The sequence below is a fragment of the Amycolatopsis iheyensis genome (genome assembly GCF_024703995.1).
Lineage (GTDB): Bacteria > Actinomycetota > Actinomycetes > Mycobacteriales > Pseudonocardiaceae > Amycolatopsis > Amycolatopsis iheyensis.
The window spans coordinates 22399-44297 of sequence record NZ_JAMXQV010000027.1 but is presented as its reverse complement, the minus strand read 5'-3'; the positions used below and the strand labels follow the sequence as shown (position 1 = coordinate 44297).

Sequence of the window (21899 nt, the reverse complement as noted above, 5' to 3'; positions counted from 1 at the left end):
TAGCGTGTTCTTCATCGGGTGGTGAAGAAAGGGCGAGTGAGATGAGAGTGATCGTGATCGGCGCCGGTCTCGGCGGGCTGACGCTGGCCCACGCGCTCCTCGGGGCGGGGATCGACGTCGCGGTGTACGAGCGGGATGCCGGCCGTGCGCAGGGCGTCAGCCTGCACCTCGACGACCGGGGCCTGGAGGCGCTGCGAGCGTGCCTGCCGCCGGCGCACTTCGCGCTAGTCGAGGCCACCGCGGGCGGCCCGCGCGAGCGGACCCTGACGCTGGCGGAAGTGGGGGACGAGCTGGCAGTCGTGGACAGCCGACCGTCCGACGGTCTCGCCGGGCGGGCGCGGCCCGGCCGGCAGGTCCACCGGCCGTTGCTCCGGGCGGTGCTGCTGACGGGGCTGGCCGGCGTCGTCCGGTTCGGGGCGGAGTTCACCCGGTTCGAGCAGCGCGCGGACGGCACGGTCCGGGTGTGTTTCGCCGACGGCGGCACGGACACCGGCGACGTGCTGGTGGGCGCGGACGGCGTCGGTTCGGCGGTGCGCCGCGGGTACCTGCCGGACGTGCGGGTGACGGACACGGGCCGGCGCATGATCATGGGCGCGACCCCGCTGCGAGCGGTGGCCGGCACCGGGGTGCCGGGAATGATCGGCGACAGCCCGGCGGCGGCCCGGGTGCGCGGCACGATGATGGCACTGGGCGTGCTGCGGTTCACCAGACGGCCGATGACCGCGCGGGCGGAGTTGTTGCCCGCGCTGAGTCTCCACGCCGACGTCGAGGACTACGTGATGTGGGCGTTGCCCGGCAGTTCCCTCTCGACGGCCACGGTGTGGCGCCAAGCCCAGGACCTGCCCCCGGCGTTGCGGCTGATCGTGGCCGAGGCGTGGCCGGACGTCACGACCGCACTCCGGATCGGGACGATCCCACCGATGCCGGCGTGGCCGGCCACCCGGGTGACGCTGATCGGCGACGCCATCCACCCGGCCCCGGGATTCGGCGGCAACCTGGCGATGCGGGACGCCCATCGCCTGGGCGCGGCCCTGGCCGAGGCGAACCGCGGCGGGCTCGGCCTGCTGGAGGCGATCGGCGGCTACGAGGAAACGATGCGCCGCACCAGTTTCCCGCCGATCCCGGCGAAGGCGGGCGCATGAGCCTCGACGTGCTGACCCGCAAGTCCCTGTCGGTGTTCGAAGCGGTGGGCGGCTGGCGCACGGTCGCCGAGGGTGTCGCGTCCAGGGTGGTGTTCCTGATCGCGTACCTGCTGACGGGCCGGGTGTGGCCGGCCGCGCTGATCGCGGTCGCCGGAGTGGCGGTCCTGGCGGCAGCACGAGCATGGACCGAACGCCGCTACTGGTCGGCGGCGATCGGACTGGCCATCGTCGGAGGCTCGGCCGTGCTGGCCGGCGCAACCGGCCAGGCGATCAACTTCTACCTGCCGGCGGTGGTCATCCAGGCGGCTCAGGGTGCGGTGTTCCTGCTGTCGATGGTGATCGGGTGGCCGCTGGTGGGAGTGGTGCTGGGCCTGGTGCGCCGAGAACGTTTCGCCTGGCGGCGGGATTCGCAAGCACGGCGGCGCTATCAGCTGTGCACGGCGGTGTTCGTGACGAAGTGCGTGATCGCGACGGCGGTGCAGATGCCGCTGTACGTGGCCGGCCAGACCACGGCGCTCGCCGTTGCGGCGACGCTGCTGGGAGGTGCGCCTTCGGCGGGTGCCTGTCTCTACGTGTGCTGGCGAGTACTCCGCTACAAACCGCAGACTGTTTAGCGCGAACGCGGCACGACGCGCCTACATGTTGGGGCGGGCGGACTACGTCGAGCATCTGGCGGGTATCGTCGGTGCGAAATTCGAGTACGGAGGACAAAGTGCCCGCTCTGACCTTTCCATTGAAATTTGAACGCCGGTTTGATGTCTGGTCTTACGCGATATCCCACAGTGTGTTGCTGTTGCGTTCGGGTCGGACTTCCGCGGCTCCCACCCGGATTGATTTGATGTTTCGGGTCGTGCAGGAGATGCGTCTGCGGCAGTGGATGGACGATGTCGAAATTCAGCTTCTGACAGAGGGGGTCTCGGACAGGTTTGCGGATGTTCAGATCTCTGGAGACAGAGCGCTTTTTGTAATCCTGTCAGCGGGGTCGGTTTGCGGGTTCGTGGTTGCCGGCGCCCTGTACATGTCCGAAGATGATCTCGAATATGGAGAACGTTCGACGATCGACACTTCTGAATTGAAGGATTCTGTCATAAGATCGGGGTATTACTTGTTGGGGTAGGGTACCGATGGGCCGACAAGCGATCGCGACACTTGTGACGGGTTTGCTCGGCGGGTTGATCGTCCCGGTGTTCGCGGCCGTCGCGGGGTGGATGGGCGTCGGCGGGTACAAGATCGGCGGCGTGGCGGCGGCAGCGAGCACGTCAGGACCAGCTGAATGACACACGTACGGCAGTCCCGAGCGATGGAGATACCCCGGGTCGGCCGTGGCAGTGCTCAGGAGCAGGGCGCGACCTGAATCTCGACTCGGTGCCGGAGGTAGTCGTCGGGTGAGGTGCGGGCGATCCGCACGGCCTGGGTCACCAGGTCGTGCATTGCAGCGGGATATATCTCCGGATCCAGTGGCAGGCCCGGCAGGATGCACCGGCGAAGGTCGAGGTCGTCGTCGGTGACGAACCGGCGTAATGCGGTGTGGCGGTACAGCTCGCTGAGCGCTTTCTGCCCGGCACCCGTGGGGGCACGGTGCGTCCAGTACCAGGCGCGGGCGGCGCCCGCAGCGTCGGGAGCGGAGCCGGTGTCGAGGATTGCGATGAGGGCGAGCCGGACGCGATCGCGGCCGTACGCGGCGACGAGGGGGTCGACGAGTTGCCGGTTGAGGCTCGGGTTCGGTTCGTGGATTGCGGCCCGCAGCAACGGTTCGAACCACTCCTCCGGTGCCGGAGCGGCTTCCTTGGCGTGGCGCGTGACGGCTTTGCCGATCTCCCGGCGGGCTTGGTGATGCCAGGCTGTTCGGGCGGCCGGCGGAGGTTCGACACCGATGAGGTCGAGCAGGCTTTGCAGGAGGGCCTCGTACGCCGCTGATCGGTCGACGGTTCGGCCGGGCAACGGCTGGAACGATCTTGGCGGGTCGTCTCCCGACGTCATGAGTGAAAGTCTAGGGGCGGCCGCACGCGGAACTCATTGCCGTCCGGATCCGCCAGTACGACAGTGCCGTCGTCGAGAGCGTCGAGCCGAGTGGCGCCGAGGGAGATCAGCGCGTCGACCGCCGCCCGCTGGTCGCCGTCCGTCGGGAGTAGCTCGAAGCGCTGCTGGTTCAAAGTCTCGGGCGTGCCGTCCCAGGCGTCCCAGGCGAGTTTCGTGCCGCCGCGCGGCGACTGGATCGCGGTCTGCTCGCCCTGGTCCCACACCAGGGGCCAGTCCAGCGCCTTGCTCCAGAACAGACCGGCCTGCCGGGTGCCAGCACAGGTGAGCTCGCCCAGCGGGCCGCACCCGGCGAGGTAGCCGTTGCCGGGCTCGATCACGCAGAACTCGTAGCCCGCCGGGTCGGCCAGGACGACGTGCCCCTCCTCGGGTCGTTGCCCGACGTCGAGGTGGCGGCCACCGAGCCCGAGCGCGGTGGCCACTGTGCGCTGCTGGTCGTCGAGGTCGGTGCTGGTCAGGTGCAGGTGCATCCGGTTGGCGCCGAGCCGTCCGGCGCGGCCCGGTACGAATCGCAGGCCGAGCTGGGTGTCATCGCCCGGTAGGAGCACGCCGCCGGTGACCTCCCGGTCGAGCAGCCCGGCCCAGAAGCGTGCTACTTCGGCCGGCTTGTCCGCCTCGAAGGTCACCGCCAGCAGTCGCGAAGCCATCACCGGAAGGTAGCCACCGCCTCGACGACGCGGCAAGCGGATATGAAACCGACGCTGCCATACCGACCGGATGGTATGTTGACCCGGTGATCGAAACGTCGCGGCGGACCTGGCGAGTGCTCGAGCCCTACCACGGAATGATCTACTTCGCCCCGGAAGCCGTTGCCGCGTACGGGGAACTCGGCCTCACCGGCCGCACCGGCTACTTCGCGTCGAGGTCGGCGGCGCTTGGCGCGGTCCCGACGCCGGTCGTCGTCGCGACCTTCTACAACTTCAACCCGGCCCTGGTCGAAGAGTCGATGGCCGGCGCGTGGTCGGTGACCGACCCGGCCACGGTCATCGCCGCCCGCTACGCCGCGGCCGATCAGGCCCTGCGCGGCACCCTGGGTGACGCGATCACCGCACCCGAGATGCGCCGAGCCGCCGAACTCCTGCGGGCGGCCGCCGAGTCGATCACCGGCGACGTCACCGGCCGTCCCCTGTTCGCCGCGCACGCGGCCCTGCCGTGGCCCACCGAACCCCATCTGGTGCTGTGGCACGCGCAAACCCTGCTCCGCGAGTACCGCGGCGACGCCCACGTGGCCGCCCTGCTGACGGCCGGCCTCAGCGGTATCGAAGCCCTCGTCACCCACGCCGCCTCCGGTGCTGTCCCCGCCGAGACCCTGCGGACGTCCCGGGCGTGGTCCGCGGAGGACTGGAGCCGAGCGGTCACCGGCCTCCGCGAGCGGAACTGGCTGACCGACGACGCGGACCCGACGTTCACCCCCGACGGCGCGGCCCGCCGAGCGGAAATCGAGAAAGCGACCGACGAGAACAGCGTGACTCCCTACGCGCACATCGGCGAGTCCGCGTGTAATGAACTGCAAGATCTGGTGCGGCCGTTCAGCCGGGCGCTCGCCGAGAAACTCATGCCCTGGGCACTCGCGAGGCAGTAGCCTACCTCGACGCGCCGGCCCGAAGCTGGGCTTGCTTGGGGCAAGGTGAGGGTTGTGGACGTTCTTCGTGACGTGGTGTGGCGGCACGCCGCGGGGATGGTGTACCCGGAAGACCTGCCCATGGTCGCGGCGGAGGCGTTGGCCCGAGGTGTCGACTCGCCCGCATTGCGAGAGCTGGCGGGGCTCGGCAAGGGATCGGCCACGACGGAGATCGAGAATCTCTACCGGGACGCCTTGGCCGAGCTGGGCATCACGGCCCCCGGCCGGCGGGAGGCGGTTCGGTGGTGGCTGGGTGAGCTGGCCGAGGAACTGGTCCAGGGCGGGCTCTCGGTCGCCGGGCTCGCGCGCAAGATCGTGCCCGGCGAAGAGTGGATGGCCGAGGATGAGTACCGCTTCGCGGTTCTGGCCTACTACTGGCAGGAGACGGTGGACCTGATCTCGGCACCACAGGCCCGCGCCGCCGAGATCGACTTGCTCGACGCGGCCAGGGCGATCCTGCGCCAAAACAACTCGTCACGAGCGGGCGCGAGAGAGCATCCTTGACACGTGCCCGACGAGACTCGCTATTCATTCCAGCCCAGTAGCGCCGTAATACGGGGGCCGGGCGATGATCCGTCGCTGTCGGACGAGGAGCTGGTCGCCCGTCGGACGGCCTGGTTCGAGGCCTACACCAGCCTGAAGAACGTCTTCGCCCCGCTCGAGGGCGGGCCCTACACGTGTCCCTGCTGCGGCCACCCGACTCTCGGCGAGCGAGGCAGGTACGACATCTGCGACGAATGCTCGTGGGAAGACGACGGGCAGGACGACCACGACAGTGCCGTGGTCCGCGGCGGTCCGAACGGCCCGACCAGCCTCGACGCGGCGCGAGCCAGGTACATCGCCGGCGGCGGTACCCGGTTGCCGCACACTCCGCCCAACCCACCCAGCTGACCACTGAAGGCGGATCACGACCGCGGCTCTGCCGGAAAACGAATGGGCCTTTCGTGCCGGTAGCGGAAGACTGCGTCGATGAGCAAGGAGGCAAGACGCGCTGCGGTGGCGGCGCTGGTCGAGCTTGCGGGAAGCCCTGACCATCGCGACAGGGCGGACGCAGGCCGTGGCCTGGCGAGCTTCGCCGAGCTGCCCGAGGCCCAGGGACCGTTGGTGGGGCTGGTACTCGACGACCGCGATCGCGGTGGTTGCCTCAGCTCGCCACTATCGGCCCCGACCAGCCCACTCCCAGCCGGATCGACTGGATTCACACCGCTGTGGACGACGTGTTCATGGTGTTCTCCCACGAACGGGATGACTCGCAGTATGTCGGTGCGGTGCTTGGCCGACTTCATCCACGCCGCGGTTGGCGGAACGCGTTCTCAGCCAAGGCGTAGAGCGATACACCCGGGATCGGCGAATCGCCCGTGCGCTGCCTGAGGCTCGGCGTTCATGTCGCCATTGTGCGCACGGGCTCCGTCCCGACGCATGCCGATTTCCGCGCGTGCTGAGCGGAGCGCCGTCAGGAACTGCCGACGGCCGAGTTGCCGAGGCACTGGCCCTGGAGTCCGGGCTGCTGCCGGCCGGTCAGCGGAGGGTGGCCAGAAATTCTTTGACGGCAGTGGCGAAGCCCTGGGGGGTCGGTGGTGTGGACGAAATGGTCGCCGTCGAGTTCGGTGAGGTGGGTGTTGGCGCGGCGCGTGACGATCTCCCGGCCTGCCTCGGGGGTGATGACCTGGCTGTTGCGAGCCAGCACGAACAGGGCGGGACAGGCGGTGGAGGTCCAGTCCGCCCAGTGGTCGCCGTGCGTTCCCTGCTCTGAGGCGATGGTGTCTTGCGGGTGGAACGGCAGGCGCCAGTCGCCGTCCGGGGTGGGGCGCAGCTTGTCGCCGAGCATCGGGGCCAGCGGGCCGATGGCGTCCAGGAGCGCTTGCTTCTCGGGAGCCGTGTAGGGCAGTGACAGCACGAACGACAGTGCGCTGGGTCCGTCGTCGAGATCGCAGACCGGGCCCTCGACGTTGACGATCGCCGACACGCGCTGCGGGTGGCGGGCGGCGATCTGGAAGGCGGTGATGCCGCCGCCGGAGTGTCCGAGTGTCACGGCCTGGTCGATGCCCAGGTGGTCCAGCAGGGCGATCGCGTCGGCCACGTAGTCCTCGCGGGTGTAGGAGCCGGCCCGGTCGGAGTCGCCGTGTCCGCGCTGGTCGGGTGCGATGACCCGCCAGTGCGGCGACAGCGCCTGGGCCAGCTGCGCCCAGGTCCGGCCTTCGTAGAGGTGGCCGTGCAGAGCCAGCAGCGGCCGGCCGGTCCCGCCGAAGTCCAGGTAGGACAGGCGGCGGCCGTCGATGTCGAGTTCGCTGCGCGTTCCGGTGATGTCGGTGCTGGTCATGATGGATCCTCCGGCAGCTGTCCGTCTTGATGAACAGCACTTTGTCCGTGTCCGCTGACCATCGGCGCACCAGTCGCTGTCAGCCGCGGTGCCCGCGTGCATCGCCCCGCCCGGCAGGTGCCGGGGACGGAGCTCGGTTGGCACTCTCGGTGTCCGCTTCTCCGGGGCGAAGGCGGCTGCCCAATAGCCGACCTCGGCCACGACGTTCATCCCCACGTGACCGAAGGACGGCCGGCACCATCCCGATCCAGCTGAGCGTGATCGCTGCCGCGGCGGTCACGGCCCCGGGCATGTGGTGTTTGATGATCGCGTGGAGCAGAAGAAGTCCTCCGAGCGGCTGGTGTTCTTCACCGACGCCGTTGTCGCGATCGCCCTGACGTTGCTGGTCCTGCCGCTCACCGACCTGGTGCCCGAGCTGGTCGCGGAGCACAAACCGGCGGTCGAAGCGGTCACACGGAACTGGTCGAAGATCGTCAGCTTCCTGCTCAGCTTCGTCGTGATCGGCCGCTTCTGGGGCGTGCACCACCGGATCTTCGAGCACGTGCGGTCGTACAGCCCCGCGCTGATCCGCGCCAACTTCTGCTGGCTGCTGACGATCGCGCTGCTGCCCTTCCCCACCGAGCTGATCGGCGCGTACCAGTCCGAGCGCTTCACCGTGCTGTTCTACCTGGGGACGCTGTTGGCCAGCAGCCTGTGCCACACGACGATGGTGTCCATCATCCGCCGGGACCCGGACATCCGAGGGGACGCCGAACCGGTGTCGGACGAGGTGTTCTGGAACCACGCGCTGAGCTCGGTCGTGTTCGCGCTCGCGGTCGTGGTGGGGTTCATCAAGCCGCCTTTCGGCTACTACGTCCTGTTGCTGCTGCTGTTCCCGGCGAGGATCGCCTTCTGGCTGCGGGCGCGCCACGCCGACCGGTAGACCGGAAACGCCGATTCGATGCGGATGCTCCGTCGTCACATGGCCGGAGCGGCGCGCGGATGTGGTCTCCGCACTCGGAGTCCTCGCGGCAGAGCGTCCTGCGCTGGACGGCCGGGACACGGGGTTTCCCGACCTCACCAACGCCGTCCACTGGCTGGTGGATGACACTTCTTGGGATTCGCAGGATCCGGCCACGTCCGTCGGGACGATCCTCCGCAACGCCGCCGAAGCCGAAGTGATCCGCGCGCTCGTGGCCGCGGTCGTCGCGGTGTCGGATCGTCAGGGGGCCGAGGCTTCGGACGCCGCGTGGTTCGGTGACAGCGGCTGGCACGACGTCCGGCGCCTCGCCGCCGAGGCGCTGACCTGTCTGGCACGGCCCGCCGATCACTGACCATAGGAGAACCGGAGGTCGGCGAACAGCAGCTGGTTGAGCCGCCGCCGGAGGTGTCCCGTCTTGCTCTCGTCCGGGGCCTCCGCGGGAGTCAGCAACGTGAAGCGCAACAACGTCCCGCCGTCACGCGAGGGGGACAGCGCGAACTGGACCTCGTCATCCGGCCGGCTCGGCCACAGCGACGACCACACCACCCGGCCGGGCTTCTCCGCCGCCAGGACCCGCGGCTCGACTTCGTCGGCCAGCAGAACGAGCCACGAACGGCTTCCCGGCCGATGCGGCTCGACAAGCGAGTCCCAGACGGCGGCCAGGGGTGCGGGCAGGGTGCGCGCCCGCGAACCGATCTCGATCACCCGGGCAGCGTACCCGCGTTAACCGGTTGATCGAACCGACAACGGCCGGGCATGCTCGTCGGGAAACCACACCCCGGAGGACGCCGGTGATCGACGACGCGCTCGCGAGGCGGCTGGTCGACGCGCAGTTCCCGCGCTGGGCCGAGCTTCCGCTGCGACGGCACGCCCCGGCCGGCTCCGATCACGTCATCTACCGGCTGGGCGAGGACCTGTCCGTTCGGCTGCCTCGGCACGCCGGCGCGATCGGGCAGGCGCGGAAGGAAGCCGAATGGCTGCCCCGGCTCGCGCCGCACCTTCCGCTCGCCGTGCCCACCGTGGTGGGCGTGGGGGAGCCGGACTTCGGTTATCCGTGGCCGTGGGCGGTGTCGCGCTGGCTGGGCGGCGAGGTGGCGAGCGTCGAGGCGCTGTCCGGTTCGCACGAGGCCGCCGATGTGCTGGCCGGGTTCCTGTCCGCGCTCCACCGGTTCGACGCCGAACCGGCCGGGGAACTCGCCCGCCACCCACTGTCCACACGAGACACAGCGACGCGAGCCGCGATCGAGGAAGTCGGCGACGCGGCGATGACCGAACTGTGGGAGGCCGCCCTCGACGCGGAATGGGACGGTCCACCGGTCTGGTGCCACGGCGACTTCCACACGGGCAACCTGCTGACGACGCGCGGCCGGCTCAGCGCGGTCATCGACTTCGGCGAGCTGGGGGTCGGCGATCCGGCGTGTGACCTGATCATCGCCTTCACGCTGATGTCGGCCGAGACGCGGGCGACGTTCCGCGCCGCGTTCGGGGCGGACGATCGCTTGTGGACTCGCGGCCGTGGGTGGGCTTTGGCCACAGGCCTGAACGCTTACGTGAACTACGCGGCGGTCGACTGCCGGGTCGCCGCGCAGACGACGCGCCAGATCGCCGAGGCCCTCGCCGGCTGACTCACGGCGCCCTTCGCGGCGAGTGATCGACATCAGTACCCCTCTTGTACCCCTCCTCAACTCGGGCTAACGTGCCACCTCAACAAGTAGCATGCTACTCAAATAGAGTGGCCTGCCAGACCACGACGACGTGGGTTCGGAGGCATGATGTCGCGTGTGCTGCCCAGAGCTGGGAGCCCGATCGAGACCAGCGCGATGCGGAAAGTGACCCGCCGGGTCGTTCCGCTGCTCGTGCTGGGGTACTTCGTCAGCTACCTGGATCGGATCAACATCAGTTTCGCCAAGTTCGGCATGGAGCACGAGTTCGGGATGAGCGCGACCCAGTACGGGTTCGCCGCCGGGATCTTCTTCGTCGGGTACATCCTCGCCGAGGTCCCCAGCAACATGATCCTGGCGAAGGTCGGCGCGCGGGTGTGGCTGGCCCGCATCCTCGTGACCTGGGGCCTGGTCGCCGCCGCGACCGCGCTCGCGCCCAACCTGACCACCGTCTACGCCCTGCGGTTCCTGCTCGGCGTGGCCGAAGCCGGGTTCTTCCCGGGCATTCTGCTCTACCTCACCCAGTGGTACCCGAACACTCGCCGCACCAAGGTGGTCGCGACCGTCATGGTGTCCATTCCGGTCGCCAGCGTCATCGGCAACCCGGTCAACGGCTGGATCCTCGACACCTTCGACGGCGCCTTCGGGATCGACGGCTGGCGCTGGGTCTTCATCCTCGGCGGGATCCCCGCGGTCGTCCTCGGGGTCATCGGCTTCTTCGCGCTCACCGACCGGCCGGAAAAGGCGCGCTGGCTCACCGAGCCCGAACGCGAATGGCTGACCTCGACCCTCGCCGCCGAGGACGCCGAGCGGGCGACGAGCGCGCCTCGCGGGCACTGGGCCGCCTTGAAGGACAAGCGCGTCATCGCCCTGTGCGCCGTCTACTTCTTCGTGCTGTGCGGTGCTTATCCGCTGACGTACTGGATGCCGTCGGTGATCAAGGGCGTCGGCCACGGGCTCAGCAGCACCCAGGTCGGCTGGCTGTCCGCAGTGCCGTTCCTGCTCTCGGCGATCTGCATGTTCGTCACCGGCCGGGTCGTGCGCCCCGGCGGGTCGGCGCGGCCGGTCACCGTCGCGCTGCTCGTCTCCCTCGTGACGTTCATCGGCACCGCGCTCCTGCTCGGCGTCCCCGCCGCCGCGTTCGCCGTGATCACCGTCGCGACCATGGCCGCGCAGACGGCCAAGCCGCTGTTCTGGGCCGTGCCGACCGCGTACCTCGCGGGCGTCGGCGCCGCCAGCGGCCTCGCGCTGATCAATTCGCTGGGCAACGCCGCCGGGTTCGTGAGCCCCTTCGCGGTCGGGTGGATCGAGGACGCTTCGGGTGGCAACACCGGCTTGTCCATGACCGTGATGATCTCGGCCAACGTCGTCGGACTGGCGGTGCTGGCCGGGCTGGCGGTCGCCGCCCGCCGCCGCCGGGCCGCCCGGCTCGTGGCCCCCTAGGCGATATGCTGGCGGGCGCGGCCCGGTGACCCACCGTGCCCGCCAGCATCCCGGAGAGGCCAGTGACGCAGGAGACCCAGGCGGACAGCAAGTCCGAGCAGATCGCCGCCGACATCCGGGACGCGATCCGCGCGGGCAAGCTGACCCAGGGCGTGCTCTACTCCTCGCGCGAGCTGGGGGAGATGTTCGGCGCCTCCCGCACGCCGGTGCGCGAAGCCCTGCTCAAGCTCGCCGACGTCGGTCTCGTGCGCATCGAGCGCAACCGCGGCGCCCGGGTCCTCGGCCAGGACGGCCGCGGCATCGTCGAGCTGTGCAGCCTGCGCCTGCTGCTCGAGCCGCCGGCCTGCCGCAACGCCGCGGCGGTGCTGACCTCGCGCGACGACGAGGCGATGCTGGCCGAGTACCGGATCATGGAGTCACTCGCCGACGCCAGTCCCGAGTACTTCGCCGCCGACGAACGCCTGCACGACCTGATCCTGCGGGCCGGCGGCAACGCCCGGCTCGCCAAGATCGTCAGCGAGCTGCGGCAGACCCTGGCGCTCGACGGCCGGCTCAGCGTGCCGCGCTACCAGCCGGTCGAGACGGCGCTGAAGGACCACCGGGACATCGTCGAGGCGCTGCGCAAGCGGGACGGCGTGGCCGCCGAGCGCGCGATGCGCAAGCACATCTTCCGCTCGGGCGACCTGCTGGTGACGCACAGCAGCGACGACAACCGCGGCCTGGTCGCGGAATGGCGCCGGTGGGTCGAGATCGCCGTCCCGGCCGGGGAGCAGATCGTCCTCTGACCCCGCGAGTGTGCGGGTAGTGATCCGATATATCCACCAGTTGCATGCTACTTGGTATCAGTAGTACGTTACTCGCATCTGGAAGGAGTTCAATGGCTTCGACGACCTACGCGGCTTCGGTCGCCGACGGCATCCGCGCGGCGAAACCCGACCTCATCGGCTACGTCCCGTCCGTCAGCGTCGCCCCGGTGATCACCGATCTGTCCGAACAGGACGGCGGGGCGCGGGTCTTCCCGCTGTCCCGCGAAGAAGAGGCGATCGGGGTGCTCGGCGCGCTGCCACTCGCGGGCGGGTTCGGGGCGATCGTCATGCAGGACAACGGCTTCGGCAACGCGCTGACCGCGCTCACGACGTTCTCGATCGCCTACCACCTGCCGCTGCTGATCGTGGCGAACACCCGCGGCGGCCTCGGCGAGTACAACTCGATGATCCACACCTTCAGCCAGTACGCGCCGGCGCTGCTGGCCCGGATCGGCGTGCCCGTGTTCGAGCTCGACCGGCGCAGCACACCGCAGGACTGGGCGGCCGTGGTCGAGGAAGCCGGCACGCACGCGCGCATGACGTTCCGCCCGGTCGCCGTCCTGGCGCACTTCTGGGCCACCGACGGAAAGGGGGCCTGAAGGATGAAACGCCTCGACGCGCTGACCGTGCTGGCCGAGCTCACCCACGACGTCCCGGTCGTGGTCACCTGCGCCGCGTCCAGCCGGGAGCTGGCCGCGATCGCGGACCGCCCCAACCACCTGTACCTGCTGGACTCGATGGGACTCGCCGGGTCCGTCGCCACCGGTCTCGCCCTGCACCTCGACGACGCGCCCGTTCCCCGCGTCGTCACCATCGAAGGCGACGGCTCGCTGCTGATGAACCCGAACGTGCTCGGCACCGCCGGCTACCTGCGGCCGCGGAAACTGCTGATGGTGTTGCTGGACAACGCCGTCTACGGCGCCACCGCGAACCTCCCGACCCACGCCGGGCGCCTCGACCTCGGCCGGATGGCGGCCGCCGCGGGCTGGACCACCCGGGTGGCGGCCACCGCCGACGAACTGCGCACGGCGTGGACGGAACTGGAAGACGTCGACGGGCCCGCCCTGCTGCACGTGCGCCTCGAACCCGGCAACGCCGTGGACGTGCCGAAGCTGCTGGAGGATCCGGTGATTCTCGGCCGGCGGTTCCAGGACTGGCTGCTCGCCCGCACGGGAACCGGCCGATGATCACCACAGTCAACCCGGCGACCGGCCGTCCTCTTGCGACGTACGAGCACACCAAGCCGGAGGACGTCGAGCGCGTCCTCGGCCGCGCGGCCGCCGCCGTCGCGGAACCGGGCGGCGATCGCGCGAAAGCGTTGCGGCGCCTCGCCGATCTCTTCCGGGCGCGAGCCGCGGAGAACGCTCTGCTGGCCACCACCGAGATGGGCAAGCCGCTGCGCGAGTCCCTCGCCGAGATCGAGAAGTGCGCGTTCGCGTGCGAGCACTACGCGGGCCAGTTACCCGCTTTGCTTGCGCCACAACCGGTCTCGGTCCCGCCGGACACCGCACACCTGCGGGTGACGCCGCTCGGCGTGGTGCTGGCGATCATGCCGTGGAACTACCCGTTCTGGCAGGTCGTCCGCTCGATGGTGCCGGTGGTCGCGATCGGCGGCGCGGTGGTGCTCAAGCACGCCGACAACGTCTCCGGGTGCGCGGGCCGTCCAGGAGCTGTTCGACGAAGCGTTCGGCGAAGGCACGTTGACGTCGGTGCTGCTGCCACCGTCGCGGATCGGGCCGCTCATCGACGACCCGCGCGTCGCGGCCGTCGCGTTCACCGGCAGCAACAAGGTCGGCGCGCTCGTCGGCGCCCGGGCCGGCGCCGCGGTGAAGAAGGCCGTGCTGGAGCTCGGCGGCTCCGACCCGTTCCTGGTGCTGAGCGACGCCGACGTCCCCGCGGCCGCGGCCGCCGCGGTGCGCTCGCGGTTCCTCAACACCGGGCAGAGCTGCATCGCCGCCAAGCGCCTCATCGTCCACCAGGACGTCGCCGACGAGTTCGTCGACGCGGTGGTCGACGGCGCCCGGCGGCTGGTCGTCGGCGACCCGGCCGACGAACGCACCGAGATCGGCCCGATGGCGCGCGCAGACCTCCGCGATGAACTGCGGCACCAGCTGTCCACGGCATTGGCCGGGGGAGCGCGGCTGCTCACCGGCGGCCACCCGGACGAGCGGCCCGGGGCGTGGTTCCCGCCGACCGTCATCGAAGTCCCGGACGCCGATGACGTCACCTTCCGCGAAGAAACCTTCGGGCCGCTCGGCGCGATCCTGCGCGTGCGGACCGACGCCGAGGCGGTCGCGGCGGCGAACGCGAGCCGGTACGGGCTCAGCAGTTCCGTGTGGACCGCCGACCCGGGACGCGCGGCCGACGTCGCCGCCCGGCTCGCCGTGGGGTCGGTGTTCGTCAACCGGATCTCCGAGTCCGACCCCCGGCTGCCCGTCGGCGGGGTGAAAGCCAGCGGCCACGGCCGTGAGCTCGGCACCGCCGGCGCCCTCGAGTTCGCCAACCTGCGCACCATCCGCGCCGCCTGACCACAAAGGACTTCTCCCGTGAAGATCAGCACCATCCGCACCCGCGCCGTCAGCGTCCCGGTGAGCCGGGCGACCCGGATGTCCAACCGCGTCCTCGCCGACCGCCACTACGTCCTGGTCGAGGTCACCGACTCCGACGGCCGCACCGGCCTGGGCTACACCTACGCCGGCACCGCGGGCGGGCCGCTCACCCGCGGGTGCGTCGACGAGCTCCTCGCGCCGGGCTACCTGGGCGCCGACGCCGACGACATCGTCGGCCTGTGGAGCCGGGCCTACCAGGAGACCCTGCTGGCCGGCCGGCGCGGCGCGGTCCTGCGTGCGCTGTCCGCGCTCGACATCGCGGTGTGGGACCTCAAGGCCCAGCGCGCCCGGCAGCCCCTCGCGGTCCTGCTCGGCGGATCGACCGAGCCGTTGCCCGCGTACGCGTCCGGCGGCTACTACCGCGACGGCGACGGCGACTGGGCCGACGCGGTCACCGCCGAGATCGCCTTCAACCGGGGCCAGGGCTTCACCGACCACAAGATCAAGGTCGGCGGCCTGAGCGTCGCCGAGGACGCCCGCCGGGTCGCGGCCGCGGTCGAGGCGATCGACGGCACCGGACGGCTCGCGCTCGACGCCAACAACGCGTACCGCTCGGTGGCCGAGGCGCGCGCGGCGATCGCGGCGTTCGAACGCGCGGCGGGGGACGCCGGCGTCTGGTGGTTCGAGGAACCCCTGGCGCCGGACGCGATCGCCGGGCACGCCGAGCTGGCCCGCCACACCGCCACCCCGGTCGCGACCGGGGAGATCCACCAGACCCGCTGGGAGTTCCGCGGCCTGCTGGAGGCGGGCGCCGCGGCCATCGTCCAAGCCGACGCGGGCGTCGCGGGCGGCGTCACCGAGTGGCTGAGGATCGCGCACACCGCCGACAGCTTCGGCGTGCCGATGGCCCCGCACTGGCACCACAACCTGCACACCCACCTCTGCGCCGCCATCGCCAACACGCTGGTCGTCGAGTACTTCGCCGCGGAGAAAGGCATCTACAACTTCGAGACGCTGCTGACCGAAGACACCCGCCTCCGCTACGCCGACGGCCACGTCCTCGTCCCGGACCGGCCGGGCCTGGGCATCGACCTCGACGAAGCCGCCGTCACGCGGCACGAGCTGCCCCGCTGAGCCGATGGCGGCCCGGCGCGTCCTCGAGCAGGCTCGCCACGACCTGGTGGGCGTGCCACGCCTGGTGCGTCCGCGCCTCGACGGCGGGGCGAGCTTCCGTGAGACCAGCCGGGCGTATGCCCGCTTGGTCAAGGCGAAGCGCCAGGTGCGGCCGTCGCACCCGGCCGCGCCGGTGCTCGCGAGCGCCGTCGCGCACTTCGAGCGCTGGCGCGGCCTGAGTGGCGCGGTGGACGAAGCGAAGCTGTTCGCCGCGCACGCCGAGCTGAGGATGCGCTTGTGCTGGCTCGAACGGGATCTCTCGCACGTGATGGGGTGGCGTCCGCTGGCGGATGAGCCTCCGAAGCTGAGCGAGGGTGAGGAACTCGCGCTGTGGTACCGCACCCAGGGCCCGGCGTTGTGACCTGCCTGGCACGATCACCGGTATGACAACGGAGCCGGCCGCAGCCGCGGTTTCACCGACGCTGACGCCGGTGGCACGTCTGCACGTCGGTTGCGCGATGTGGAACCACAAGGCGTGGCCCGGCCGGTTCTTCCCGCAGGCGCTCCCGGCCAAGGAGCGCCTGCGGGCCTACGCCGGCTGGTGCACGGCGGTCGAGGGCAACACCACGTTCTACGCGACCCCGGCCCGGAGCACGGTCGAGACGTGGGCGCAGCAGACCGGCCCCGGCTTCCGGTTCGTGGTCAAGGTGCCCAAGCTCGTCACGCACGAGCGCCGGTTCGCCGGGGTCGAGGCCGAGATGCGGGCGTTCCTGGACGCCGTCGAGCCCCTCGGTGACCGGGCGGTGCTGTGGACCCAGCTGCCCGGCTCGTTCGGCCCGGCGGACGTCGATGCGCTCGGCCGCTTCCTGCGCCGGCTGCCCGCGGGCCTCCGGCGCGCGGTGGAGGTGCGCCACCCGGAGTTCTTCAGCGACGCCGGTTCGACGTCACTGCTGGAACGGGCGCTCACCGACGCCGGCGCCGAGTGGGTGCCGTTCGACACCACCGTTTTCTTCCAGCGCCCGCCGGCCGGCGAGGCCGAGCAGGACGCCTGGGCGAAGAAACCGCGGCTGCCGCGGCGGACGCGGGCCCTGACCGACCAGCCGATCGTCCGCTACCTGGGCCGCGACTCGGTCGAGGAGACGGTCGAGGGGTGGCGGCCGTGGACCGAGGTGGTCTCCGGCTGGCTAACGGAGGGCCGGACGCCGACGGTGTTCGTGCACACGCCCGACAACGAAGAGGCGCCGGCCCTGGCCCGCCGCTTCCACGACGACGTCCGAGCCCTGACGCCCGGCGTCGAACCGCTGCCCGAGCCGGAGCCGGTCGAGCCCGCGACCCTCTTCTGAGCGCTACAGTGCCGACCATGGTCGACGGTCTGCGCCCGGCCCTGGCCGGATTGGCCGCGAACCCGGCTGCCCCGGTGGACGTGCTGTCGCGGCTCACGGCCGACCGCCACGCGGCGGCGAAGATGGCGTGGCGGCAGCCGAACCTGCCGGACGTCGTGGTGACGCGGCTGCTCGACCTCGGCGACCCGGCCATCGCGCTGGCGCTGGATTCACCACGTCGGTCCCCGGCGTCGCGGCAGCGCGTCGCGGCGCACCCGGACGTCGAAATCCGGTGCGCGCTGAGGAACTTCGTCGACCACACCATCCGGTCCGGTGTCCGGGTGATGCCCGACGAACTCGCCGAGTACGCGGGGCCGGGCGGGCTGGCCGGGCTGGCCGGCCACGAGGACCCGGTGCTCCGCGCGGCGGTCGCCAAGACGTGGGAGGCGATGCCGGTCGCGGTCCGGCGGGCACTGCTGGCCGACCCCGACCCGCGCGTCCGCGCGGCCGCGGCCGGCTACCCGCACCCGCCGGCCCCGGCCGACCTGCACGCCGCACTGATGGCCGACGCCGCCACCCGGCCCGCGGCGGCGGCGTACGCGACGTTGACGGCCGAGTCCCTGCGGGAATGCCTGGCGGGCGACGAGGAGCTGCGCGCCGAAGTCGCGATCAACCCGGCCCTCCCGCCGGAGGCCGTCGACCGGCTGGTGGAAGACCCCAGCCCGGTTGTCCGCGCACGGGTCGTCCTCCGCCAGGACCTGCCGGAGGACCGCCGAAGGCGACTGCACGCCGCGCTCCTCGCCGACTCGTCCGACGTGGTTGCCGTGCTGATGCTGGACCACGACCAGCCGACCTGGCTCCCGGACCGGCCACTGGCCGAGCGCGTCGCCCACCTCGACTCCCCGATCCCGTGCTTCCGGCGCTGCGCGGCGAGATCGCCGGACCTGCCGGCGGCGGTGGTGCGGCGCCTGCACGAGCACGAAGACGTCGAAGTGCGGCGGATCGTCGCCTGGCGGCCCGACACGCCGGGGGAGGTGCTCGAGGGCCTGGTCAGCGAGCACGGTGAGAGCCCGAGGCGCCGGCCGGGCCTGACGAAGCACCCGAACTTCCCGCCGGAGGGTTTCGTGAGGCTGGCGGGAGCCGATGACTCGCGTCGCCGGGCGCTCGCCGCCGAGGGGCCGGACTTGCCTGAGGCTGTGCTGGCGGCGTTGGCCCGGGATCCGGTGGTGTCCGTGCGTGCCGCGGCTGCTCGTCATCGGCGTGTCCCGGTGGCGGCGCTGGAGGTTCTGTTGTCCGACTCCGCCAAGGTGGCCGAGGCGGCGGCCGCCAACCCGGCGTTGCCGGCCGATCGCATGCGCGCGTTGCTCGACGAAGCCGGCCTCTAAGCCGTCTCCTTCTCCGCCGCAACAGCGGAAGTGGAAACGAGCGTCGCGGCGGCAAGGCCGCCCCACAGCACACCCGGCCCACGAGAAGCGAGAGCCGTGATCACCGCCGGTGAGACGGCGAGCCCGAAGCCCGTCGAAAGCTGAAAGCGGGCCAACGCGCGCCCCAGGAGGTGGGGCGGCGCGAGGACCGTCACGAGCGCCGTCGCACTTCCGGCGTAGATGATCTCGCCGAGCGTGCACACCACGGACACGGCCGCGACCGCTGCCGCGCCCCAGCCGGTCGCCGCGAGGAACCCGAGGTACGACGCCGTGAGCACGACGCCGCCGAGGACCAGCGCCGTCCGGCGGGTGAAGCGGGCCAGCAGGACCGTGACCGGTACCTGCAACACGACCACCAGGACCGTGTTGGCCACGAAGACGGCCGCCGACCACACCGGCGACGCGTGCAGCTCGGTCACCAAGACCAGCGGGAGCGCGACTTCGGGCACGTTCAGGCAGAAGACGTAGATCACGTTGGCGGCCAGCAGCGCGCGCAGCCGGGGCGCGGGCCCGTGGGCCGCGACGGCGTCGGACGGCTGCGCGCGCAGCCGGACCGACCACGCCAGCGCGGCCGCGACGAGATAGGCCAGCCCGGTGACGGCGGCCAGTGCCTGCAACGCGCCGGCGCCGCCTGCCAGGCACGCCGTGGCGAGCAACCCGCCCGCGCCCAGGCCGGCGTTGCGCAGCGCGCGGCCGCCCGCGAGCGCGGCGTCGCGTTCGCGGCCGTGGGCGACCGTGGCCACGAGTGCCGCGTGGGCGGCCGGCCACGCCTGGTTGCCGATGCCGAGGAAGAGCGCCGCCGCCGCGAACAAGCCGACGTGGCCCGCGGGCGCGGCGAGCAGCAGCCCGGCCCCCAGCACCCGCACCAGCATCGACGCGGCCACGACCGTGCTGCGCGCGCCCCGGTCCAGCCAGCGCCCCACCGCCGGCATGCAGCCCAGCCCCACGACGATCCCGGCCGTCATCGCGACCCCGGTGGCCGACGCGGACAGCTTCAGCACCAGCACCCCGTACAGCAGCAGGAAGGGCCGCAGCAGACCGGTGCCGAGCGCGTCCACGACCAGTGCGACGGCGTAGCGGGGACCGCCGGAAGCCCGGACGAGGGCACGCGGCCGGATCTTGGTGGGGGTTGCCATGGCGTCCACCGTGCGGGCGGCCGGCCACACGGCCACGTCGATTGACGAACACCGTCAACCGGCGTGGTCGCCGGCCACCCCACCAGCGAGAATGCGGGGATGACGTTGAGGATCGACCTCGGCGGCCGGCCGGAGCAGCTGCGGTTCGCGGCGTCCCCGCTGGCCGAGCTGACCGCGATGCTGCACGTCCTGGCCGAGCCCGGGCACCACCCGCAGCTGGCCGGCTGGGCCGGGGACGTCTGGACCGGGCTGCGGCCGGAGCTGGCCGAACGGCTCCGGGAGGCGGAGTTCCTCTGGCGTTCCTCACGGGCGGACTTCCTGGTCCCGGCCCGCCCGCGGCCGACCCTCGCCGAGGAGCTCGACGACGTCGACCGGATCGACGACGAAAGCTACGTGACCGCGGCGCTCATCACGACGTGCGGCAGCAACCGGGTCCACTTCGCCGCGCCGTCCCCACTCGCCGACGCGACGGCGCGCGAGCGGGCCCTGGACCTCGCCCAGGCCCGCGGCGCGCTCCAAGAGGCCTTCGCGGAACGGCTGCTCGAGGACCCCGCCGCGGTGCGGGCGCGGGTGCGGCAGACGCTCGAGGAGTGCGCCGAGGCGTTCTTCGACGCCGCCTGGACGGGCATCGCCGGCCGGCTCGCCGCAGACCTGCGCCTGAAGAACGACTTGCTGAAGCGCCAAGGCGTCGCGGCGGCCCTCGCGTCGGTCTCGAGCGCCGTCACCCTGACCCCGGACGGCACCTGCATCGTCGTGGACAAGCTGCAGGACAGCGCGACCGCGGCCGACGGCGCCGGCGTCACGTTCGTCCCCAGCGTCTTCGGCCGCCCGCACCTGGTCGCGGTCTACGCGCGCGGGTGGCCGCCGGTGCTGCAGTACCCGGTCGCCGAGGCCGGGCCGGCCGAGCCGGTGTCCCTGGAAACGATCACGCACCGGCTGGAGGCGCTGGCCCACCCGGTCCGGCTGCGGCTCCTGCGCACCCTGGCCCGCGGCCCGCACACCACCGGCGAGCTGGCCCACGCCTGGCAGCTCTCGCCGCCGGAGGTTTCCCGGCACCTGGCGGTCCTGCGCCGCGCGGGCCTGCTCACGTCGCGGCGGGAAGGCCGGTACGTCCGCTACACCGTCAACGTGCCGGATCTGACGGCGCTGGGGACCGACCTGCTGGCGGCCGTGCTGCGCTGAGCAGCGACTCACTCCAGCCAGATCGGGACGACCGAGACCACGAGCAGCGCGGCCAGGACGGTGTTCGCGACGCGCCAGTGGTGGTCTGTGGTGAGCTTGGCGGCGAGCAGCTGTCCGCAGGAGCACCACAGCAGCAGGTTGGGGACGATGACGGCGGCGAAGACACCGCCCAGGATCGCCGCGAGCACCAGCGGGTCGGCGGCGATCGCGGAGTAGCCGGCGACCGCGCTGAGCGCCAGCACCCAGACCTTCGGGTTCAGCCAGCTCACCAGCAACCCGGTGGTGAAGGTGCGGGCGTCCCGCGCGGCCGCCGGTCCGGGGCGGCCGGAGCGCAGGATCCGCACGGCGAGCCACAGCAGGTACGCGGTGCCCAGCGCCCGAAGGACGGTTTGGGTGTGCGGCACCGCGGTGACGACGAAGCCGAGCCCCAGTGCGGCGAGCACGACGAGTGACACGACACCCAGCCCGAGGCCGGCCAGCAACCGCAGGCTGGCGCGCAACCCGAACCGCAGCCCGCTGGTGGTCGCGAGCACGTTGTTCGTGCCGGGGCTGACGACCATGACCACCGCGAACAGCAGCAGCGGCCCGAGCAACTCGGCCATCCGAGGACCTCCGTTCCGTTCGCTTGCCATCGTCGCGAGCGCACGGGTCGCCGGTCCAGCAATCATCGAGCCTTTATTGCCTGATTTACCGCGGATGCGCAATTATCTTGCGCATGGCGTTGGACAGCATCGACAAGGAGATCCTCCGGATCCTGCAGCGCGACGGCCGGCTGTCGAACCGGGACCTCGCGGCCGCGGTGGGCTTGTCGGCGGCCCCGTGCCTGCGTCGCGTCCAGCGGCTGGAGGAGCAGGGCTATATCAGCGGTTACGCGGCCCTCGTCGACCGCGACCTGGTCGGCCGCGGCCTCACGGTCTTCGTCACGGTCCGCCTGGCGCAGCACACCAAGCACGCGATCGAGCGGTTCGAAGCGGAGGTCGGGAAGGACCCGGCGGTGCTGGAGTGCCACTGGACGGCGGGCGAAACCGACTACCTGCTGAAGGTGGCGGTGGCCGACCTGCCCGGTCTGGATCGGTTCCTGCTCGACCGGATGACCCGGATCCCGGGGGTGGCGACCCTGCAGTCGGGGATCGCGATCCGCACGGTCAAGCACACGACCGCGGTCCCCGTCGACTAGGCAAA

Annotated in this window: 26 protein-coding genes and 1 pseudogene; 21 read left to right on the top strand and 6 right to left on the bottom strand. The window is 71.4% G+C overall.

Annotated elements, in window-relative coordinates:
* Nucleotides 1–41 precede the first annotated feature (41 nt).
* The 4 genes from M8542_RS38455 to M8542_RS38440 all read left to right on the top strand — a co-directional run bounded on the left by M8542_RS38455 (nucleotide 42) and on the right by M8542_RS38440 (nucleotide 2419).
* Nucleotides 42–1142, top strand: a complete 1101-nt coding sequence (locus M8542_RS38455) for an FAD-dependent oxidoreductase (RefSeq protein ID WP_257925281.1) — start codon at nucleotides 42–44, stop codon at nucleotides 1140–1142.
* 8 nt (nucleotides 1143–1150) lie between these two features.
* On the top strand, nucleotides 1151–1756 hold the full coding sequence (locus tag M8542_RS38450; protein ID WP_257925280.1) for a DUF3159 domain-containing protein: 606 nt from the start codon (nucleotides 1151–1153) through the stop codon (nucleotides 1754–1756).
* A gap of 98 nt (nucleotides 1757–1854) precedes the next feature.
* A complete protein-coding gene (locus M8542_RS38445; RefSeq protein ID WP_257925279.1) occupies nucleotides 1855–2259 on the top strand; it encodes a hypothetical protein in 405 nt (134 codons plus the stop codon).
* A gap of 34 nt (nucleotides 2260–2293) precedes the next feature.
* Nucleotides 2294–2419: a hypothetical protein gene (locus M8542_RS38440; protein WP_257925278.1), complete on the top strand. Its 126-nt coding sequence runs from the start codon at nucleotides 2294–2296 to the stop codon at nucleotides 2417–2419.
* 55 nt (nucleotides 2420–2474) lie between these two features.
* Here M8542_RS38440 and M8542_RS38435 read toward each other — a convergent pair whose 3' ends face one another.
* Nucleotides 2475–3122, bottom strand: a complete 648-nt coding sequence (locus M8542_RS38435; protein ID WP_257925277.1) for a hypothetical protein — start codon at nucleotides 3120–3122, stop codon at nucleotides 2475–2477.
* Nucleotides 3119–3826, bottom strand: coding sequence for a VOC family protein (locus M8542_RS38430; RefSeq protein WP_257925276.1), 708 nt, complete (start codon nucleotides 3824–3826; stop codon nucleotides 3119–3121). Before M8542_RS38430 ends, M8542_RS38435 begins: the two co-directional genes overlap by 4 nt.
* Before the next feature lie 86 nt (nucleotides 3827–3912).
* Between M8542_RS38430 and M8542_RS38425 the strand changes: the two genes are divergently transcribed.
* Genes M8542_RS38425 through M8542_RS38415 form a run of 3 tightly spaced genes read left to right on the top strand, consistent with a single transcriptional unit; the run spans nucleotide 3913 to nucleotide 5691 of the window.
* Nucleotides 3913–4761, top strand: coding sequence for an SCO6745 family protein (locus M8542_RS38425; protein ID WP_257925275.1), 849 nt, complete (start codon nucleotides 3913–3915; stop codon nucleotides 4759–4761).
* Nucleotides 4762–4815: 54 nt separating this feature from the next.
* A complete protein-coding gene (locus M8542_RS38420; RefSeq protein ID WP_257925274.1) occupies nucleotides 4816–5304 on the top strand; it encodes a hypothetical protein in 489 nt (162 codons plus the stop codon).
* 3 nt (nucleotides 5305–5307) lie between these two features.
* Nucleotides 5308–5691 (top strand): CPCC family cysteine-rich protein, encoded by a 384-nt coding sequence (locus tag M8542_RS38415; RefSeq protein WP_257925273.1) that lies wholly within the window; start codon nucleotides 5308–5310, stop codon nucleotides 5689–5691.
* A 562-nt stretch (nucleotides 5692–6253) separates the two neighbouring features.
* Here M8542_RS38415 and M8542_RS38410 read toward each other — a convergent pair.
* Nucleotides 6254–7120 (bottom strand): alpha/beta fold hydrolase, encoded by an 867-nt coding sequence (locus M8542_RS38410; protein ID WP_257925272.1) that lies wholly within the window; start codon nucleotides 7118–7120, stop codon nucleotides 6254–6256.
* A 310-nt stretch (nucleotides 7121–7430) separates the two neighbouring features.
* Here M8542_RS38410 and M8542_RS38405 point away from each other — a divergent pair, with 310 nt between their 5' ends.
* Nucleotides 7431–8042, top strand: coding sequence for a TMEM175 family protein (locus M8542_RS38405; RefSeq protein WP_257925271.1), 612 nt, complete (start codon nucleotides 7431–7433; stop codon nucleotides 8040–8042).
* Nucleotides 8043–8055: 13 nt separating this feature from the next.
* On the top strand, nucleotides 8056–8433 hold the full coding sequence (locus tag M8542_RS38400; RefSeq protein ID WP_443642855.1) for an SCO4402 family protein: 378 nt from the start codon (nucleotides 8056–8058) through the stop codon (nucleotides 8431–8433).
* Here the strand turns inward: M8542_RS38400 and M8542_RS38395 are convergent.
* Nucleotides 8427–8786, bottom strand: a complete 360-nt coding sequence (locus M8542_RS38395) for an SRPBCC family protein (RefSeq protein WP_257925269.1) — start codon at nucleotides 8784–8786, stop codon at nucleotides 8427–8429. The two genes, M8542_RS38400 and M8542_RS38395, sit on opposite strands and share 7 nt — an antisense overlap.
* Nucleotides 8787–8872: 86 nt before the next feature.
* Here M8542_RS38395 and M8542_RS38390 point away from each other — a divergent pair, with 86 nt between their 5' ends.
* The 10 genes and pseudogenes from M8542_RS38390 (at nucleotide 8873) to M8542_RS38345 (ending at nucleotide 18360) form a co-directional block, all read left to right on the top strand.
* Nucleotides 8873–9706, top strand: a complete 834-nt coding sequence (locus tag M8542_RS38390; RefSeq protein WP_257925268.1) for an aminoglycoside phosphotransferase family protein — start codon at nucleotides 8873–8875, stop codon at nucleotides 9704–9706.
* Nucleotides 9707–9901: 195 nt separating this feature from the next.
* Nucleotides 9902–11185 carry an MFS transporter gene (locus M8542_RS38385; RefSeq protein ID WP_257925267.1) on the top strand — a complete coding sequence of 428 codons (1284 nt, stop codon included), beginning with the start codon at nucleotides 9902–9904 and terminating at the stop codon, nucleotides 11183–11185.
* 62 nt (nucleotides 11186–11247) lie between these two features.
* Nucleotides 11248–11970 carry a GntR family transcriptional regulator gene (locus tag M8542_RS38380; protein WP_257925266.1) on the top strand — a complete coding sequence of 241 codons (723 nt, stop codon included), beginning with the start codon at nucleotides 11248–11250 and terminating at the stop codon, nucleotides 11968–11970.
* Between the two features lie 92 nt (nucleotides 11971–12062).
* Nucleotides 12063–12590, top strand: a complete 528-nt coding sequence (locus M8542_RS38375) for a thiamine pyrophosphate-binding protein (protein ID WP_257925265.1) — start codon at nucleotides 12063–12065, stop codon at nucleotides 12588–12590.
* Between the two features lie 3 nt (nucleotides 12591–12593).
* Entirely contained in the window at nucleotides 12594–13178 is a 585-nt protein-coding gene (locus M8542_RS38370) for a thiamine pyrophosphate-dependent enzyme (protein WP_257925264.1), read from the top strand.
* Nucleotides 13175–14519 (top strand): annotated as a pseudogene (locus tag M8542_RS50705) (aldehyde dehydrogenase family protein). Before M8542_RS38370 ends, M8542_RS50705 begins: the two are co-directional and overlap by 4 nt.
* 18 nt (nucleotides 14520–14537) lie before the next feature.
* Nucleotides 14538–15674, top strand: coding sequence for a mandelate racemase/muconate lactonizing enzyme family protein (locus tag M8542_RS38360; protein ID WP_257925263.1), 1137 nt, complete (start codon nucleotides 14538–14540; stop codon nucleotides 15672–15674).
* Between the two features lie 4 nt (nucleotides 15675–15678).
* Complete coding sequence (locus M8542_RS38355; protein WP_257925262.1) at nucleotides 15679–16074, top strand: hypothetical protein; 396 nt, start codon at nucleotides 15679–15681, stop codon at nucleotides 16072–16074.
* A gap of 70 nt (nucleotides 16075–16144) precedes the next feature.
* A complete protein-coding gene (locus M8542_RS38350; RefSeq protein ID WP_504970536.1) occupies nucleotides 16145–16996 on the top strand; it encodes a DUF72 domain-containing protein in 852 nt (283 codons plus the stop codon).
* Nucleotides 16997–17013: 17 nt separating this feature from the next.
* Nucleotides 17014–18360, top strand: a complete 1347-nt coding sequence (locus tag M8542_RS38345; RefSeq protein WP_257925261.1) for a hypothetical protein — start codon at nucleotides 17014–17016, stop codon at nucleotides 18358–18360.
* Here M8542_RS38345 and M8542_RS38340 read toward each other — a convergent pair.
* A complete protein-coding gene (locus M8542_RS38340; RefSeq protein WP_257925260.1) occupies nucleotides 18357–19535 on the bottom strand; it encodes an MFS transporter in 1179 nt (392 codons plus the stop codon). The genes M8542_RS38345 and M8542_RS38340 overlap by 4 nt on opposite strands.
* A 99-nt stretch (nucleotides 19536–19634) precedes the next feature.
* Between M8542_RS38340 and M8542_RS38335 the strand changes: the two genes are divergently transcribed.
* Entirely contained in the window at nucleotides 19635–20717 is a 1083-nt protein-coding gene (locus M8542_RS38335; protein WP_257925259.1) for a helix-turn-helix domain-containing protein, read from the top strand.
* Between the two features lie 8 nt (nucleotides 20718–20725).
* On the opposite strand, the gene M8542_RS38330 is transcribed toward M8542_RS38335, so the two are convergent.
* The gene (locus M8542_RS38330) at nucleotides 20726–21319 is read right to left on the bottom strand and encodes a LysE family translocator (protein WP_257925258.1); all 594 of its coding nucleotides are present in this window, start codon (nucleotides 21317–21319) and stop codon (nucleotides 20726–20728) included.
* A gap of 113 nt (nucleotides 21320–21432) precedes the next feature.
* On the opposite strand from M8542_RS38330, the gene M8542_RS38325 reads away from it, so the two are divergent.
* Entirely contained in the window at nucleotides 21433–21894 is a 462-nt protein-coding gene (locus M8542_RS38325; protein WP_257925257.1) for an Lrp/AsnC family transcriptional regulator, read from the top strand.
* Nucleotides 21895–21899 lie beyond the last annotated feature (5 nt).

What these genes read in the sequence shown, in the direction of transcription:
- M8542_RS38455 (WP_257925281.1), top strand. Translation starts at nt 42, where the DNA reads ATGAGAGTGATCGTGATCGGCGCCGGTCTCGGCGGGCTGACGCTGGCC.
- M8542_RS38435 (WP_257925277.1), bottom strand. Translation starts at nt 3,122, where the DNA reads ATGACGTCGGGAGACGACCCGCCAAGATCGTTCCAGCCGTTGCCCGGC.
- M8542_RS38430 (WP_257925276.1), bottom strand. Translation starts at nt 3,826, where the DNA reads ATGGCTTCGCGACTGCTGGCGGTGACCTTCGAGGCGGACAAGCCGGCC.
- M8542_RS38410 (WP_257925272.1), bottom strand. Translation starts at nt 7,120, where the DNA reads ATGACCAGCACCGACATCACCGGAACGCGCAGCGAACTCGACATCGAC.
- M8542_RS38385 (WP_257925267.1), top strand. Translation starts at nt 9,902, where the DNA reads ATGCGGAAAGTGACCCGCCGGGTCGTTCCGCTGCTCGTGCTGGGGTAC.
- M8542_RS38375 (WP_257925265.1), top strand. Translation starts at nt 12,063, where the DNA reads ATGGCTTCGACGACCTACGCGGCTTCGGTCGCCGACGGCATCCGCGCG.
- M8542_RS38370 (WP_257925264.1), top strand. Translation starts at nt 12,594, where the DNA reads ATGAAACGCCTCGACGCGCTGACCGTGCTGGCCGAGCTCACCCACGAC.
- M8542_RS38355 (WP_257925262.1), top strand. Translation starts at nt 15,679, where the DNA reads ATGGCGGCCCGGCGCGTCCTCGAGCAGGCTCGCCACGACCTGGTGGGC.
- M8542_RS38345 (WP_257925261.1), top strand. Translation starts at nt 17,014, where the DNA reads ATGGTCGACGGTCTGCGCCCGGCCCTGGCCGGATTGGCCGCGAACCCG.
- M8542_RS38340 (WP_257925260.1), bottom strand. Translation starts at nt 19,535, where the DNA reads ATGGCAACCCCCACCAAGATCCGGCCGCGTGCCCTCGTCCGGGCTTCC.
- M8542_RS38335 (WP_257925259.1), top strand. Translation starts at nt 19,635, where the DNA reads ATGACGTTGAGGATCGACCTCGGCGGCCGGCCGGAGCAGCTGCGGTTC.
- M8542_RS38330 (WP_257925258.1), bottom strand. Translation starts at nt 21,319, where the DNA reads ATGGCCGAGTTGCTCGGGCCGCTGCTGCTGTTCGCGGTGGTCATGGTC.
- M8542_RS38325 (WP_257925257.1), top strand. Translation starts at nt 21,433, where the DNA reads ATGGCGTTGGACAGCATCGACAAGGAGATCCTCCGGATCCTGCAGCGC.